The organism is Cloacibacterium sp. TD35 (assembly GCF_028864635.1).
Taxonomy (GTDB): domain Bacteria; phylum Bacteroidota; class Bacteroidia; order Flavobacteriales; family Weeksellaceae; genus Cloacibacterium.
Window position 1 is genome coordinate 2,481,273 of record NZ_CP104850.1, and the last position, 15,865, is coordinate 2,497,137.

The 15,865-nt window shown below is 29.7% G+C and carries 10 protein-coding genes and 1 pseudogene; all 11 read right to left on the reverse strand.

The features are described 5' to 3' along the window. Positions 1-181: 181 nt before the first annotated feature. A pseudogene (locus N7277_RS11420) lies at positions 182-688 on the reverse strand (site-specific integrase); the annotation flags it as partial. A gap of 831 nt (positions 689-1,519) precedes the next feature. Further along, positions 1,520-2,446, reverse strand: a complete 927-nt coding sequence (locus N7277_RS11425; protein WP_274779656.1) for a DNA/RNA non-specific endonuclease — start codon at positions 2,444-2,446, stop codon at positions 1,520-1,522. 4 nt (positions 2,447-2,450) lie between these two features. Beyond that, on the reverse strand, positions 2,451-3,482 hold the full coding sequence (locus tag N7277_RS11430) for a trypsin-like peptidase domain-containing protein (RefSeq protein ID WP_274779657.1): 1,032 nt from the start codon (positions 3,480-3,482) through the stop codon (positions 2,451-2,453). 1 nt (position 3,483) lies between these two features. After that, positions 3,484-4,629 carry a hypothetical protein gene (locus tag N7277_RS11435; RefSeq protein ID WP_274779658.1) on the reverse strand — a complete coding sequence of 382 codons (1,146 nt, stop codon included), beginning with the start codon at positions 4,627-4,629 and terminating at the stop codon, positions 3,484-3,486. A gap of 6 nt (positions 4,630-4,635) precedes the next feature. Next, positions 4,636-7,173, reverse strand: coding sequence for a GAP1-N1 domain-containing protein (locus N7277_RS11440; RefSeq protein WP_274779659.1), 2,538 nt, complete (start codon positions 7,171-7,173; stop codon positions 4,636-4,638). After that, the gene (locus N7277_RS11445) at positions 7,170-8,000 is read right to left on the reverse strand and encodes a TRAFAC clade GTPase domain-containing protein (RefSeq protein ID WP_274779660.1); all 831 of its coding nucleotides are present in this window, start codon (positions 7,998-8,000) and stop codon (positions 7,170-7,172) included. The genes N7277_RS11440 and N7277_RS11445 overlap by 4 nt, the downstream gene beginning before the upstream one ends. Beyond that, positions 8,001-8,960, reverse strand: coding sequence for a TRAFAC clade GTPase domain-containing protein (locus tag N7277_RS11450; protein WP_274779661.1), 960 nt, complete (start codon positions 8,958-8,960; stop codon positions 8,001-8,003). A gap of 1 nt (position 8,961) precedes the next feature. Next, positions 8,962-10,209 (reverse strand): GTPase-associated system all-helical protein GASH, encoded by a 1,248-nt coding sequence (locus N7277_RS11455; protein WP_274779662.1) that lies wholly within the window; start codon positions 10,207-10,209, stop codon positions 8,962-8,964. Between the two features lie 343 nt (positions 10,210-10,552). After that, on the reverse strand, positions 10,553-14,266 hold the full coding sequence (locus tag N7277_RS11460; RefSeq protein WP_274779663.1) for a YecA family protein: 3,714 nt from the start codon (positions 14,264-14,266) through the stop codon (positions 10,553-10,555). A 48-nt stretch (positions 14,267-14,314) separates the two neighbouring features. Beyond that, entirely contained in the window at positions 14,315-14,680 is a 366-nt protein-coding gene (locus N7277_RS11465) for a hypothetical protein (protein ID WP_274779664.1), read from the reverse strand. After that, the gene (locus N7277_RS11470) at positions 14,670-15,836 is read right to left on the reverse strand and encodes a hypothetical protein (protein WP_274779665.1); all 1,167 of its coding nucleotides are present in this window, start codon (positions 15,834-15,836) and stop codon (positions 14,670-14,672) included. Before N7277_RS11470 ends, N7277_RS11465 begins: the two co-directional genes overlap by 11 nt. Between the last annotated feature and the right edge of the window lie 29 nt (positions 15,837-15,865).

A 15,865-nucleotide genomic window follows, 5' to 3' on the forward strand; every position in this document is an offset into this window, starting at 1 on the left:
TATAATATTTCAGCACTTATTAACACACCTGTTTCATAAATAATTATGTTAAAAATAACGCTATAACGTTAATTATTCACTATCAATTATTTAAAATTATTTAAAAATTAATTAATATGATGTTAAAATATTTAGAATATGGAAAAATATTAAAACTATATATTCCAAAAAAAAATGAAGATTAAGAAATCTTCATTTTTGCTTGCTTAACTGCTAATTTTTCCCTTAAAATGTTCATGTCATTGCTGACTTTTGAATCTAGTATTTTTGCGTAGTGTTGTGTAGTTTTTATACTTTTATGACCTAACATTTTACTCACGCTTTCTATGGGAACATTATTAGATAAAGTAACTGTGGTTGCAAAAGTGTGTCTTGCACAGTGAAAAGTAAGTTTCTTATTAATATTGCAATTTTCTGCTATTGTTTTTAAGTATTCATTTACTTTCTGATTTGAATACACCGGTAATAATTTTCCCGATTGTGAAACCATCGGATGATTTTCATATTTATCAATTATTTCTTCAGCAATTGGCAACAAGGGAACATTTGAAGTAGAGCCTGTTTTTTGGCGATTGGTAATTATCCATAGACTACCATCTACTCCTTTTGAAATATCTTCCTTGGTTAAATTAAAAATGTCTATATAAGCCAAACCTGTGTAGCAACTGAAAATAAAAACATCTCTTACTCCAGGAATATATGCTTTTTCTTTAAACCCCTTATAGTGGGAGATTTCAGATTTTAATAATTTTTAGGTAACCGAATATTCCACCTTTTAAAATGTAGCAATTTTACTCAAATCGTATAAACAAAATTAATGAATTTTTATTTATTATACAATAAATAAGTAGATCTAATTTTATATAAATTCACTTCTCCCTCTTTTCTTAAACCTGCCTAATGGTAACTTTTCTTATTAAAATTAATATAAAATCTTTCTACTTAATTTTTGCATAAACCACATTAATTAGTTCTAAGAAAAGTATTCTTATTAATTATGATTTGAAAGTTTAGTATTAAATTTTGATTACTAGTTTAGGAGAAAAGATTGAAGTTTGAACACTATTATGATAAAATAAATTGCTAGACAGTAGTAATTTGAAACCTTGACAAGGTTAAAATAAATTCCCTATAGAGCCTTTAAACAAATAGTTTTTGGGCTTTTTTTATTTCATTGGTACAACATAAGTGCAACAAATTAAAAAGTATTGTAAAATTGATATTTCCCTTTTACTTTGCACTATAGCAAAGATATAAAATGTTTTTTTATGTGAAATATTGATGTAATAATTTTTACATTTAAAAAAATTGTACAATTCGTAACAAACAATCAATCATAATTATTTGTAAAATGAAATAATAGCTATAATTTTATTTACCCCTATCAAATTAATTAATTTTGAGCATTAACTTTTAGAGAAATGAAAAATCCAGATTACTATATTTGTGATTATTGTTTTAGCAATGTGATAATGACCCTAAAATGAAAATCTTTATATTTTTATTCTGAATAGATACTCTAAAGGTTTAGATTTTCAATTATAAAACCCAATTGATATTCAATTGAATCACTTTCCAATTCTGGATCAATATCTATCTCTTTTAAAACTAGTTTCTTATTTCTCGTGTCATTATATGAATCAATTGCATTAGGAATTTCTAAACCTGTCATTTCTTCAATCAAAGATACGTTAACTTGATAAGTGCCTGCATCTTTAAATTGGTTAAAAATTTGATCTTCTGATTCTAATTCTTCTATAATATGATTTTCTTGAAGCAATTTATTTTGGCTCATCATAAATCCAACCCTGTAAAGATTTCCATCTTCTTTTTGAAAAATAACAACTTTCCAAAATAGAGAAGGGATTTGTATTTGTTTACCATTTATAGGTGTTACAAAATATGGATTTGAACTTAATAAAACTGGACCTGTAAAAACACAAATACGTAATTCATTTTGCTTTGTTTCAGTATGGAGTATGTAATCCTCTAAACTTCGCCATATATCTCTATTTAAATCTTTGTGCTGTGGAACCGCATTCGTATAATAAAATGTTGAGTTAGCTGCATTTAACGCTATCCCAGAAGTTTCTCCCCATTGTACGTCTTCCCGTTTAGTCATATGACCTTTGTCAAAATCACTTTTTGGTGCACTGTAGAGTTCTTTACCCCATTGAAACTCTTGGGATAATCTTGTATCTTTTCGCCAATTATCCTTTCTTGGAACTTTCTTAAATTGAATTCCATCAATATTTGTTGCTGTGTAGAATGGAAACTTATGAGATGCAGATTGTTGTAAGCTGTAATTGATATATTTTATAACTTTATTACCTTCATCATCTAAAACCAAATCATCATTTTGTTCTGAGCTAAGGTTGGGTAAAGGCACTGTTTGATTTGAGATGAATTTTTCATCATAGCCTTGAAATAATTTTTCACTTATCATAAATTCAGTTTTTATGGTTGTCTTTTACAAATTGAATAATTTTATTAATTAAAATACCTTCATTCCGAGACTTAATTCCTTTTGGCAATTCTGGCTCCTCTGGCTTACTTCCACCACCACTATGGTGTAATGCAACAACTTCCCAATCAGAGTTAAACACAGGCGAACCTGATGATCCTTTTAATGTATCTGTAAGGTATTGAACAATTCTTTCATTGGTATTTGTGACAATGTTATGGTAAAGTGAAATTTGCTTCATTTTTCCTTCAGGATGTTGAATAATATTTACAAAATCATTCTGTGCTATTTCAATTTCTTTTAGTTCAATCCAACCATATTCAGCAAGTGTATTATGCTCATCAATCAATTTGAAGATTGTCGCATCATTCTCTTTTATTTCAGAACAATACCACGGTCCAGTTTCATCGATTTTGAAACTTCTTGATGGAACCGTGTTTCCTTCAATATCAAGCTCATAATCGAAAATAATTCTTGTTCGTTCTATGTAATTTTTATCATTGATTACATGATAATTTGTGATAAAAAACAAATCTTCTATTCCCTTTATTTTGAATAAAAACCCAGTACCTACACTATATCTGTTACTACCAATTTTGATTTCAACTTTTCCTACTGATTTACTTCTTTGTACTCCTTTCGCTAGAAAATTTACAGGCAACAATGTGCTTTGTCCCATTGTCAGAACTTCTAATGTTTCTTCTGAAACATCCTGCCAATCTGAGGTGTCGTCAATATCGGGAGCTACCGAAAAATCAATTTCTTTTTCAAATAATGCTGATTTTAGAAATTGATTATCTGGATAGGTATCTAATACAGATTTTACTAATTCATCAACTTTACTGTTCTTCTCTGCTTCACTTAGAACATTGCTCCAAACGTCCATAGCGTTACCACTTTCATTTATATGTTGTGGTTTCAGCCCTGCAGCTTTTACATATTTTGTGATTCCATCCTTGTTAGGAACCAAATCACTTAAAACATCATTTAATTGTGTAAGTTTTTTTGTCCAAGCCATTTTATATAAATATTTGTGGATAATCTACTGTTACTCTATCAACAAGGTTTTCTACTATTTCTTTTTTGATACACAAATCAATAAGTTGGAAAGACATATTGACTGCCGAGTCTTCTACCAATAATGAAACATTCACTCCAATTTTTTTTGCCAAAGTTCTAACTGATACACTAGATTGATAATATTGCGGAAGCTTTATCATTAACACTTCTACCGATTGATCCTTGAAATATGTTTTACGAATTCTCTCATACAGTAAGTTTAGTTTTGCCTTTTCAGAAGTACTCGATAATTCTGATGGACATGAATACCTAGATTCAAAAATTGGGTTTACTATATTGGGATTTAAAAGGTATTCACCGTTTCGTCCTTCTTTCTTTGCATATTCTTTAAAGAAATGTTCAATTTCACTATTAACGTTTTTCACTTTACTATCTGCCGTTACATATACAAAGTCATAAAAAAGACTATCTTGATATTCGTATTCCATTAAAGAAAAAGGATGATAAGCGACAGGATAGTTTCTGTCTAACACTCGGATTTTATCAATAGAATCAATTACCAAATATCCTCTTGGTATATCTTTGGTTGAAGCAAATTTTGATGCCCAGCGCATATCCATTGGTAGCCATTTAGCACCTCTAATCATAACGCAATCTCCTTGCTTGATTTTCAAATGATCGTAAACTTCAGGGAAGCATAACAAAGGAATCCCGGTTGATGCATTACAACCAGCACTAACTGATAGTAATATTTTTCCTTCGTCAGTCGGTGGTAATAATAATGTACCTACACCTCCCATCACTTTTTTAGATTTTCCTGGAGGGTAAAACTCTATCCACTGCTTACTTTTTAAAGCGATATCCTCTTTCTTATGCTGCCTGATTTGTTCTGATGATGAAGTCCAATAAAGCCCGGGAACACGAGCAACCCAATCAGAAACTACAAAATCGTATAAGTCAATTTTTTGATTCCAATATTTAGTGGGATCAGTAATTACGTTTCTCCAAAACTCTTCATCATTAGAGAACCAAAAACTTTCATCATTTGAAATATTCTCATTTAGAGAGTTTACTTCTTCAGCTAAAGCATAATTCTCTATGGTTTCAATGAGTTTTGTTCCTTTGTATAATTCTTTTAGACCCATAATCGGTTATGTTTTTATAAAGTTTTTTCGCAAATCATATATGATTTTAAACTTCTGGTTTTCCCCATATTGTTTTTTTACTTCTTTAAGTAAATTATTCATTGTTATTCCTTTGAAGTGCTCCTTACGTAATTTATAAAACACATCACTCCAAATTTCGCTTGATGTTCCTTTTGCGAGTAGATCAGATTCTTTTCCCCCCGCCTTTTTCCAAATGGTTGTTAATGAAGTTCCATTTGGATATAATTCGATGATTAATTCCTCTGCACTTTGCCACCATTGATCGGTACTAATTTTGACCGTGGACAAAATCCCTGAAAATGATAAAATTCCTTTAGTTATAAAATCCATAAGATGATGACATTCTGCTAATGCATACTTCCAATTATTGGTTTTTGAAGCTTTGGAATTAATCGTATATGCAGAATTAGAAAAATACCTAACTGCTATGAATTTCCCCAATCGAGTGGCATCAATAGCATCAATTTGTCCTGAGAAATTACTTAGATAATCCCGAAGGTTATTGTCACTTAGTTGAGAAAATTTTTCAAATACTGGGATTACTGATTTTATATTATTTCTATTGTAATATAAGAAGTCGAAAACACCCTTTCTACTAATATGATCTAACAAAACAGTATCGTCCGGTATCTCAATGGTTGAATTTTTACTGAGTTGTTCAAGTAATGTAGAAGATGTTTTATTTAAGAAATTGTCTTTTACAGATAAAGGTAGTTTACCCCATAAAATAGCCCTATTAGGATACAATAGTAGATTTCCAAATTCGGAGCGGGAAATTTTATCAATAAGTCTTTCAGAAACCGAATTGCCACCAATAAGATGGTCAAACAATTTATATATTTCTTTTTCAGGCTCTTTTAATCCTGCGCCTATATCATTTCCATTTTCAATAGCCTCTGCCCAAATTAGCTGCCAATTGACATTTAAGACATCCATTTTCTTAAGATGTTTAGGTGCATTGTGGCAAGATTTACCAGCAAATTTAATCATTCTAGATTCACCAGTATCAACTGCATAATCAATAACCGAGTTATCATCTTTTCCTGATATGATTGCCACAATAGCTTCAAAATAGTTTTCATCCTGATCAATTTTGAATAGTTCTGTTAAAGCAGTCCCTAATTCAAATTGCCTATCCAATAGATGAGCGTATAACCTTAACCAATTATTGCTAATCGAGAATCCTTGTAATTCTTCAATTAGTTCCTTTGAAATTTTTTTAGGTAATTTTTCAATAAAACAGCTTTCAGCATTTTTGGATTTATCGATAAAAGATTTAATTATAGACAGAATAAATGGTGATTCCATTAACCAAACGTAGACAGTAGCAATCTTGGAAACTTGAGCGGTTCCTAAAAAGGATTTAAGTTCTTGTATTATTACTTTATCCCACCAATTCGGATTACTCTTTTTTAGCTGCGTGAAAAATGAGGTATAGCCAATTGATTTATTATCATTTGAAAAAATATGTTTCTTTATCCAACCTACTAATGTTGTAGATAAAGTTTTTTTTGAGCTCTTAAAGCTCTCTGTTTTGAAATTTCTTAACACAATAAGGTCAGAGAAGTTAACTGATTCTGATAATTGAATAATCTTATTTAATAATCGTTCCTTAAAATCTGTACCTTGTTCATCCGAAGGCGCATATTGTGCTACAATATGTGAAAGAGTATTTAGTTTTTTAAGATCTTTTACACTATCTACTTGTTCAAATGTATCAATGCCTTTTGCTATTATGGTGATATCATCTCTCGAAAGCGGCTTTGATCCAATCGTTTTCTCGAAACTACTGATACGTTTTTGGACGGACTCATCACCAATTAATAATTGTTCAATTAACTCAGTAGGTTCGTGGTTATCGTTCTTTCTTATAATAAAGAAGTCTGATTTGACAAACTTACTTTGAACACTTTCAGGTACTGCGATTAAACTTATATTGTGAGCTTCTTTATGGTCATTATTGAATGCAATCCCAAAATGAAAACTTTGTCGTTCAATAACGGTTAGACGTTTCCACAGCTCTATAACCGCTGTATCGAAGCCTTCCTGCCCAATCCAGATTAATGTATTTTTATAGGTTTTTATGTTAAGATAGCCATTAATGAGTTTATTGAATTTCCCCCGAATCGCATCCGCTATACTGACGGCATTACTTGAGGATATTTCTATTGAAATCGGTTCCAGATCCGTATTCTTATTTATTTCTTGGGGTAACAGGTTTATAATCTGTTTTATGTTATCTATTCCTACTATTTCTTTTTTTGGTATCATCAGAACATGAGAAAATTTCCTGCCTCTTCGTACATCAGGAGATGTATCCTCAAAGGTCTTCATAATCAGGAAGAAGTCTCCTTCTAAAAATCCACGAATCGCAGGCTCCCAATTGACACCACTAGTTTGATCTTGTAAATCGGTTCTAAAGGCAATACTCTTAGCAATACTAACATCCGGCAAAGTGGTTTTTATTAAACCCCATGCTTTATTCACTTCTCCGCAAATGGATTGATGTATTATTACTTTCACAATAATGCCTGTTCTATTAGTTCTGTAATGTCATTTGTTTGAGCGCCATCAGGTAATACTAAATATCCAAATTCTTCGGGTCCCTCAATCTGATATTTTTCTTTGTTCTCCGGTGTAGTCAGAGAAAACCCTTGAGCAGAAAGACCAACTATGTTCATATAATTTTTATCCCAGTTAGACTCCAAGAAGTTTAGTAAGAGTGGTAATTTAGATTGCAATACATTATAAGGCTTTTCTTCTGTATTCATTTCATCCCAGCAGGTTAAGACAATGGTCAACTTCTGCTTATCATTTACCTTATGGTAGTCTGTTCCTTTAGCATGTAAAAGGATTTGTAATAATTCGATAAAAAAGCTTTGATCCGATATTTTATACTCGGTTTCAGAAACCGGTTCTTTCGCATTTTTATGATGTTGTTCAGAATAGGTAACATCACTGATATCTAAAGACTTGTTTACATTATTTAACCTGATAAACAAAATCCAACTGTTACTTTCCTGTATGGAAGTTGTCCATTCCTTATTCAACTCCCGATTCTCAACAATACTTAAAACCTGTTCTCCTCCATATTCGGGACATTTTAAATCAACTTGCTTTTCTGCTACCTGAATAGGCAAGTAAAAATTTACACTTTTTTCAGATGGAGTGGTCTGAGGTTCTTCTCCTAACGCTAATGCTTCTCTTGCCTCGGTAATAGGAGATAAATCATCCACTGATTTATAAAGCTTCAACTTACTCTTATTTTTTTGCAATTTTGAGTAAAATTGTGAAAGGAATACCGTTTTGGATGAATGCGGTTTTCCGATAAGTAATATAGATGTACCCATTTATGTGCTTTTATAATTTAAGAAAATGTCATTTATCTTGCTATCATTTTCAATTAGAATCTCAGACTTGCTAACAGTAAACACTCTTGAAAGTAGCCAATCTAGTACAGAAATATTGTTCTTGTGAACTAGTACATCAGGGTCATCTGAGGAAAAATTACTGATATCTATCTCTTTGTAGTTTTCAAAAAGCTCTTTCAGTTCTCCTTGTAGCTTTTCTCGAATTACAGGATGCACTTCTTCTTTTTTATCACTTTTTGACCAAACAGCAATAACGGGTCTGTTTCCTAAATCGTGTTTTAACATTTGTGCCATATCCACGATGTCAGTCTTTGCTAGAGCCTTTCTATTAATCAAATCATCACAATCAATAAAGAGTATAAAAGCATTTGAATGTTCATAAACCCATCTTGCATTCTCTGCGTTTACATCATTTCTATTTTTTGACCAAATAGAAAAAACCTCACCAGATGCGTCAGAAATTAAAATGTCCTTTAATTTTTTAGAATGATTTCGTAATGCCAAATGTAATAAACGGATGTATTGGGCAGGAGTAGGATCAGGAAATGTAACGCCTTCTTGTTGAACCTTTAATTTTTGATATAACTCATCCCATGCTTTTATCGTTTTCGTGCCACAAAAATCAAATTCTTTAAGTTTTATTCCTCTAAGAAGTAATGTAAAGAGCATAGCGAGATAAGTTGTCTTCCCCGCATCAGCTTTTCCTATGATGCCAATAATCACAGGTGAATTTCTATAGGTTACTTTTGGCAATTCGTCTACAGTCAAAGCGTCCCCTGTCCATGGCAAATCGGATTTTTTCTCTTTTTTGGGAACCGTTTTGATTTTGGATCGGGAGGCATTTGACTTCAACCAGAACTCACATTCAGTAGGCTCTCCTTTTCCTTCATGACAACTTATTGGTGCAACACAATCAGGATTTGAACATTTTCCTGTCATACTACTTTATTTTTAGAATTTTTACTAATTGAAAGTCATGGAATAACCAAGTCGTCAACTCATTTGGAGCTAGTTTTATATTTAATGGTATCCCTACAAGCTCTTCAAATTGAGCTAACTGATGTTTATTCCATATAAGCCCGTTGATGAAGTTCAGCAATGTTGATTTGTCAGCTAATGCTTCCTCTTCTGGAAATATGTATTTCAATTCCTCCTTATGATGCTGAACCGTTTTAAGAAAGTCTTCAAGAGTTAATTCTTCCCCTGTACTTTTTTTGAGTCCTTTATAAGTTTCTTTCAAAAAGAAGTCGACGCTTTTTGGGTAAATCACAGGAATAAAGGTTGAATAATCATAAGCCAATACTATTTCCAAGATATTTTTATCCAACTCTTCATAACTTCGTTCCATTGAAGATGAATATTTAGCCTCTTTCCACCACAAGAGCTCAGATCGTAACTGTAAAGATTTGTTACTACTTGAAGCATACTCCTGTATTTGTTCTAACGCTATAGTTAAGCTGTTTTGAATTGTGTTTTTATTTTCATTCGTAATCGTTACAATTGCTCTCAGACAAGGATCGATAACAGCTTTAACACCTTTTGCCGCTCTTGATGGAAATTCGTAGGCCCAACTTGGAGCAGAATTAGGCCAATTGGGATTTGGAGAATCAAAATTTGCTGAACCGTTTTTATTTTGAGGACCTACAGCATCTTCCAAGTATTTTATAAGTGTATCGTCATTGATAAGATATTTAGTTACCTCCTTTAAGTCTATATCAATTTTTGATAACGAATGATTTCCTAACAACGACCATTCTTGATTAGCCTTTCTATTGATATTGTCGCCTAGCTTTGCAAGAAATTCTAATACAATTTCTTTTTCTTTGCCAATTAGCTTATAATACTGTAAAATATTTCTACTCGCAAACCAAATAAGTAGTGAGTGATTAACATCATTACTTATGCTATTTAGTGCTTCTAATATAACCGCTCTAATATAGGTTAGTGGTGTATCTTTTGCATTTGTTGAAAAGGTACTCCAATTCTTAATTATAATCTCTTTGACTTCTAGCATGTCAGTATTATCAACGGATACATCGGGGTCAATTGCCGATAATGTATATGACACTATTTTAGCTTTATTTTTTACCAATTTTTTAGCTATTTCGTCGGCTGACTTTTTTAATTTTTTGAAATCTCCATCATCGGTTAATAAAAGTAGATTTGCGTTTAAGTAGTTTTGTAACATGTATTTTTTTGTTTTATAATGAATATTAATTTTTGTATAAAATTAATCAAAATTAATATGATAATAAAAAATATTAATAAACAAATTCACATTTTTTATACAAATGCAGAAATGGAAACTTAAAAACTGAATACAAAGAAATTTAGACAATTTTCCATGAAGTTTATCAGTAGAATTTTAATATTCCTATTCCAATCAAATGTGTATTCCTACGGGCTACTAAACTTAACCGAAAAACCTCTGAATTAATCAAGATTCAGAGGTTCTATTTTTACTAAAAGTTACGAATTTGTTCCGATTTTACAAAATTCTCTTACACGACCTTGCAAAGCGAATATCTAATTTATTTTTGATTTAGAAAAATATTATCTAAAACTAATTGAGAAAGTGTTGTAAACGTTATATCTTTATAATCTTCTACAAATTTCACAGGCAAAACACTCGAGGAAACAATAATAGATTTTACTTTAAATCCATTTACATCCTTGTTAATTTTTTGAGAAACAACTGATAGATTATTTATTAACCATTTCTCCCTATTGATATGTTTTGGAAGTTGTTTTTCTGTAAAATTTTTAATGTCTTTCCAAAAATCATAAATAATTTTAACTTGTTTTGTATTCTTACATTCTATAGAATATAAAATTTTTCGTTTTTCATCAATAGCCAAAACATCAACATCTCCGTAGTTTTTATCTGCAATTTTAGTAGTAATATCAAATTCGTAGTCTAATACAAAGAAATTTGTATTTTCTCTAATCCAATCCCTCACTTCTACTCTGAATTCATCACCTTTTTCAGTGGAGTTTCTTTTAACAAACTCCCTAATTCGCTTACAATCATCATCTACTTTTAATGTTCCATCAAAAAATATTGCCAAAAGGTTTTGTCCAGCAATATAAAGATGTCTTGCGCTAAAACAGATTATAAAGTTATTGTTGACTTTGTCGTTTATTCTTAATATTGGCTTTAATAGATATGAAAGTCTTCTATTGTATCTCCAAGGTATTATTTCAGCATATTCATAACCATTTACTTTTTCATCAAATTTCCCTCTACTATTCAAAACTAATAATGTATAAATGCTTTTAACCTCTTCCTCTGAAATATTAATTTCATTTTTTAAAAGTGATATGAAGTCATCTTCTTTCATAAACATACATGAGCGTTTACTCTCCAAACAATAATGTGCTATGAAGTTTAAAACTCCAACAATATTTGGCAAAGTCATTCCCCAGTCGTTTAAAAAGGCTGAATCTAATAATTGATAATAATCTTCATTATCATTTTCAATGGTATTATTCCTTTCTCTCTGTTTTGTAGTTATATAGTTTGATTTAAATGATTTTACATAATGACCTAATTCATCTTTACGTGTTTCTAAATTGAATTTAGACATTGTATCATCAAAAAATTCTTTACTTACACCAATTCTTCCAGATGCCAACAAGCCAACTTTTGGATTATCTAAATCAAAGAAAATTAAATCTCTGACAGTACCAAAATAAGTCAACTCATCCATTAATGCTAACAAAAAATCTAAATCATCCTCATTTATCGGCTTTTCTCCAAAATAAGGTTCAGCAGTAACAAATTCAATTAAACATCTTGAAGAAAGAGAAAGCCTAACTGCTTGCACATCAGAATTATGATATTCCTCTAATATATCTCTATATTCCCCAAAACATTTTAATTGAGTTACAACTTTTATACTTCTAAAGGCTCTAAAATTTAATATCGATTCGTATCTCAGCATCAAATATTCTAAAACCTCAAAGCAATTATAATTTTGTAATTCTTCTCTGATTTTTTTTATTAGACTTGATATAATTAAATCACATAGCTTAACTTTATCATTTTTATTATCAATTTTTTCAGGAATTTTATTTGGAACCCAATTTTTTAATTCCTCTAAAACAATTGAACAATCTGCTTTTGGAATATATCTTACCTTTGGAATGTACCTTTCATCCAAGTCAATTTTTAGTTCTGAAGTAGCACTAAGTAACATTTTAGTATTGTCATTAGGAATACTCTCTAATATCGTTTGAATATTTTCAGCAGAAATATTTACTTTTGTTTTTTTCACAAATAATTTTCCTAAAGACTCTAACAATACTCTAATCAAATAGATTTCACTTGAATTATCATCTCTATTTGTTAAATTAAAAAAAGTATTTGGGATTTTTAATTTTATCCTGTTTGTATCACTATCAATTTGATAATCAATCAAAACAGTGTTTTTTTCTATTTTCCTAAATTCTTCTATTGAAAGATTAATAAAATTATCTTCAAAACTCAAAATTACTTCAATGGGTTCGTGAAAATTTTTAGTGAGAGGATTTAGCAAATAATGAATTCGATTAAACCAATAGGCAATTGCCTCAGCGTATGAACTGCCAATTTTTCTATATTTATTTTCAAAGGTTATCCATAATGGAAAATTATATTTTTCTAAAACCAATCTATATTTTCCGAAAAATATTTCTTCAGACAAATAAATTGGAGCATAAATTTCAGACTTAATTACTGGAAGAAAACCTTTTGTTTTATCTTCATTAATGTAATTTACTAAATGAATGTCCTTTTTTTGAATGGATTTTATTGCCGCATTTCCTTGAACATCAAAACTAAAATTAACAAAATCATACTTTTCATCAGGGTGTAAAAATGTTTCTCCTTGTTTGTTATACCATTCAAAATCAGTAATTATGCTATGAGCAGGTGTTGCAAATAAATACAAACCTTTCTCTCTTGCTCTTTCTTTTGCCTTAAACAACTTCCAGAGAGAAAGTTTATCAATATTATAGTTTTGAATAATTCTTTCAAAATCAATTAGACTTAGTGCTGATTGATATTTCGCTGCCTTGACATCAAAAGTTCTAATCGCAAACATCTCAATCATTGATATTTGACTGTAAACAAATAACATTAGAATTTCTGCGTGTGGTGGCAAGACATTTTTTATCTCTTGAACTTTATCATTAATTTTCTTTTGAAGTTTCAGCGAATTATTAAAATCATTTGTTCCCAAATAATGAATGAATGCATATTTGTTTTCATCAAATTTCCATAATGATTGTTCAACATCTAATGAAAACTCTTGGTTTTGCTCCCATCCAATCCCAATAAATAACTTTTTAAATTCAAAAATTGAAAACTTATCAAAAAAACTGATTAGATTGTCAAGTTCACCAAATTGTTTAAACTTTTCTACAATGAAATTATTTATCGCATAAAGTTCGCTACTTGGAAGAACAAGAAAATATGTATCGCTTACTTTAATAAATGGTTTGTAGCATAAGAGCGGAATTTCGCTATTTTGATTTTCTTTAATCAAATTAATATCACATAGAAAGTCATTAATAATATCTTTATTAATTCCAAGTTTTTTGAACAAATCCAAAATCATTTTTTCGGGAAACTCAAAAAGTTGAGTGTAATGTAATAATTCATTGGATGGAAACGTAATATTGTTTTCCAAACTAATACCTGACATATTTCTTGAAAACCCCAAATTTTTCGCTATTTCACTATGAATTAGCAACATAAATAATAAACCATCACTAACATAATTTTTCAGTTCTTCATTGAGATTGTTTGGAGTATGAAAAATTACTCTAATAAGATTTTGAATTATTTCGGTTGCATTGTGATTTATTCCTGTGAAAACAACATTGTTACCATTGTGAAACATTATATTTTCGGTAAAACAATTTTCGGGAGGGTCTTCTCTATAATCATCAGGAAAATTTTTATCAACAATTTTTTTTAAAATTGATAGGTCAATGTTAGATTGTGAGTTATTGAGGTTTGAAATGATAGTTGTCTGAATGTCCTCCAACCTAATGATTTTTCCGTGATTTTCAGGTAAAACTTGAAGTAATGAGAAAAACTTCAACAAAGAAGTTGATTTATTATTTTTAACAAATTCCTCAAAACTATTTTTCCTATTTGAATTTATATTTGAGGGTTGTATTGTCTTATTAATACAACATTTTTTGAATTTTTTCCCACTTCCACAAGGGCAAGGTTGGTTTCTTCCTATCTTTGACATAGTATCAAATATAAGAATTATAACTATAAAAAAAGTGATATTATTGAATTAATTGACCTCTTCTAATTTAACATATCCGAGTTTAAACCCAACAAGAATTGGCTCAAAAGAATTTTCATAAACAAAAACATCATTTTCTGTTATAATTTTCATTCCTTTATAGAACTTCATTTCGTCAGTAAAAAAGTCTTCTTTAATCAATAGATTTGTATCAAAATAAATGCTATCATACTTTTTACCATTTTCCGAAAATGATGCAATTTTTTTGATATTTAATTGCTGTATTTCTACTTTATTGTGGTAGGCACGTTTCAAATCAAAATCAACTTGCTCTATTGGTTTTCGTCTTGAGCAAGAAATCAATGAAATCATTAAAAGTATAAGAAATAAACTATATTTTTCTTTAATCATCATTTTTTTTAAAGTTGAATTTTCTAATTCTTTGAGTTCTCACATTATCTTCCGTTGTTTCTTTGATTAGAACATAAATCCCTTGTTCTTTAACTTGTCCATTTAGTTCTTTATAGATTTCGCTATTTTTATCAATTTCATTTTTCTGAATTTGAAAATCATCTGAACTTATTTCACTTTCAACCTTATCATGAATACTCATTTGAAGTTTGTCATTAATTACCTTATAAAAATTTTTTTCTCCATCGCAGTAATATAACTCTCTATTGATTGAGAAAGGTTCTTTGAAATAAACAGTTTTGACAATTTTCATTTTTCGCAGACCACTCCTATAAATCCTGCTTCCATCATAGTAGATTGATTCTTCCTTTAAGTCTATTTTGGGTGGAGGAATACCTTCAACTCCTCTTGAATTATAGATGTTTAATGAATCCTTTATCAAATAAGGTAATCCTTCGTCTTTCTCAATTACAATTTTATAATATTTCACAATCTTTCCATCAGTAAAAGATTCTGCTTGTAGTTGATTTTCTTCCAAATTTTTAATTGATAAAGTATCTCTATTAGATTCAGGAAGATTACCATTTTCAACAAATTTTTCAGAACTTAACTCTTTATGTGTTTCGCTCAATTTTTTTGTATTTAAGTCAAATAAATCAACTTTTGTCAAGCCATTATATTTTTGATAGTATTCAACTTTTCGTAAATTATTGCTCCTATTATATTTGTCAATTGTTATTCTTTCAGTAATTAAAAATTTAATTCCGTCAATTGTTTTCCAATAACTTTTAAAATTTATAAAGTAACCATTAATTTCAGCGTATTTCCAAGTTTTTATTTTTTCAGACTCTGGCAATTCCCAATAAATATTATTTTCAGTATAGGTATTTACGTCATAATCTAAATCAATTTCCGACAATAAAATTCTGTTATTATCAACTTCATATTTTCTATTGTCAATTTTAAAAGTTTTCTCCGAGATTTCAGAAAAATTCATTTCGTAGTTTGTAGTTTTACCAAATTCAAATGATTTTAATTCAAATTTCTTTTCTTTGATATTTTTTGGAAATACCCAATCTTTCAGATTTTCTTCATTTGAGGTTTGAGCAAACGCAACAAAACTCAATAAAACAAAACAAAAAGCAATTAATTTTTTCATATTCTTAGTTATTACTTAGCACGAAAATA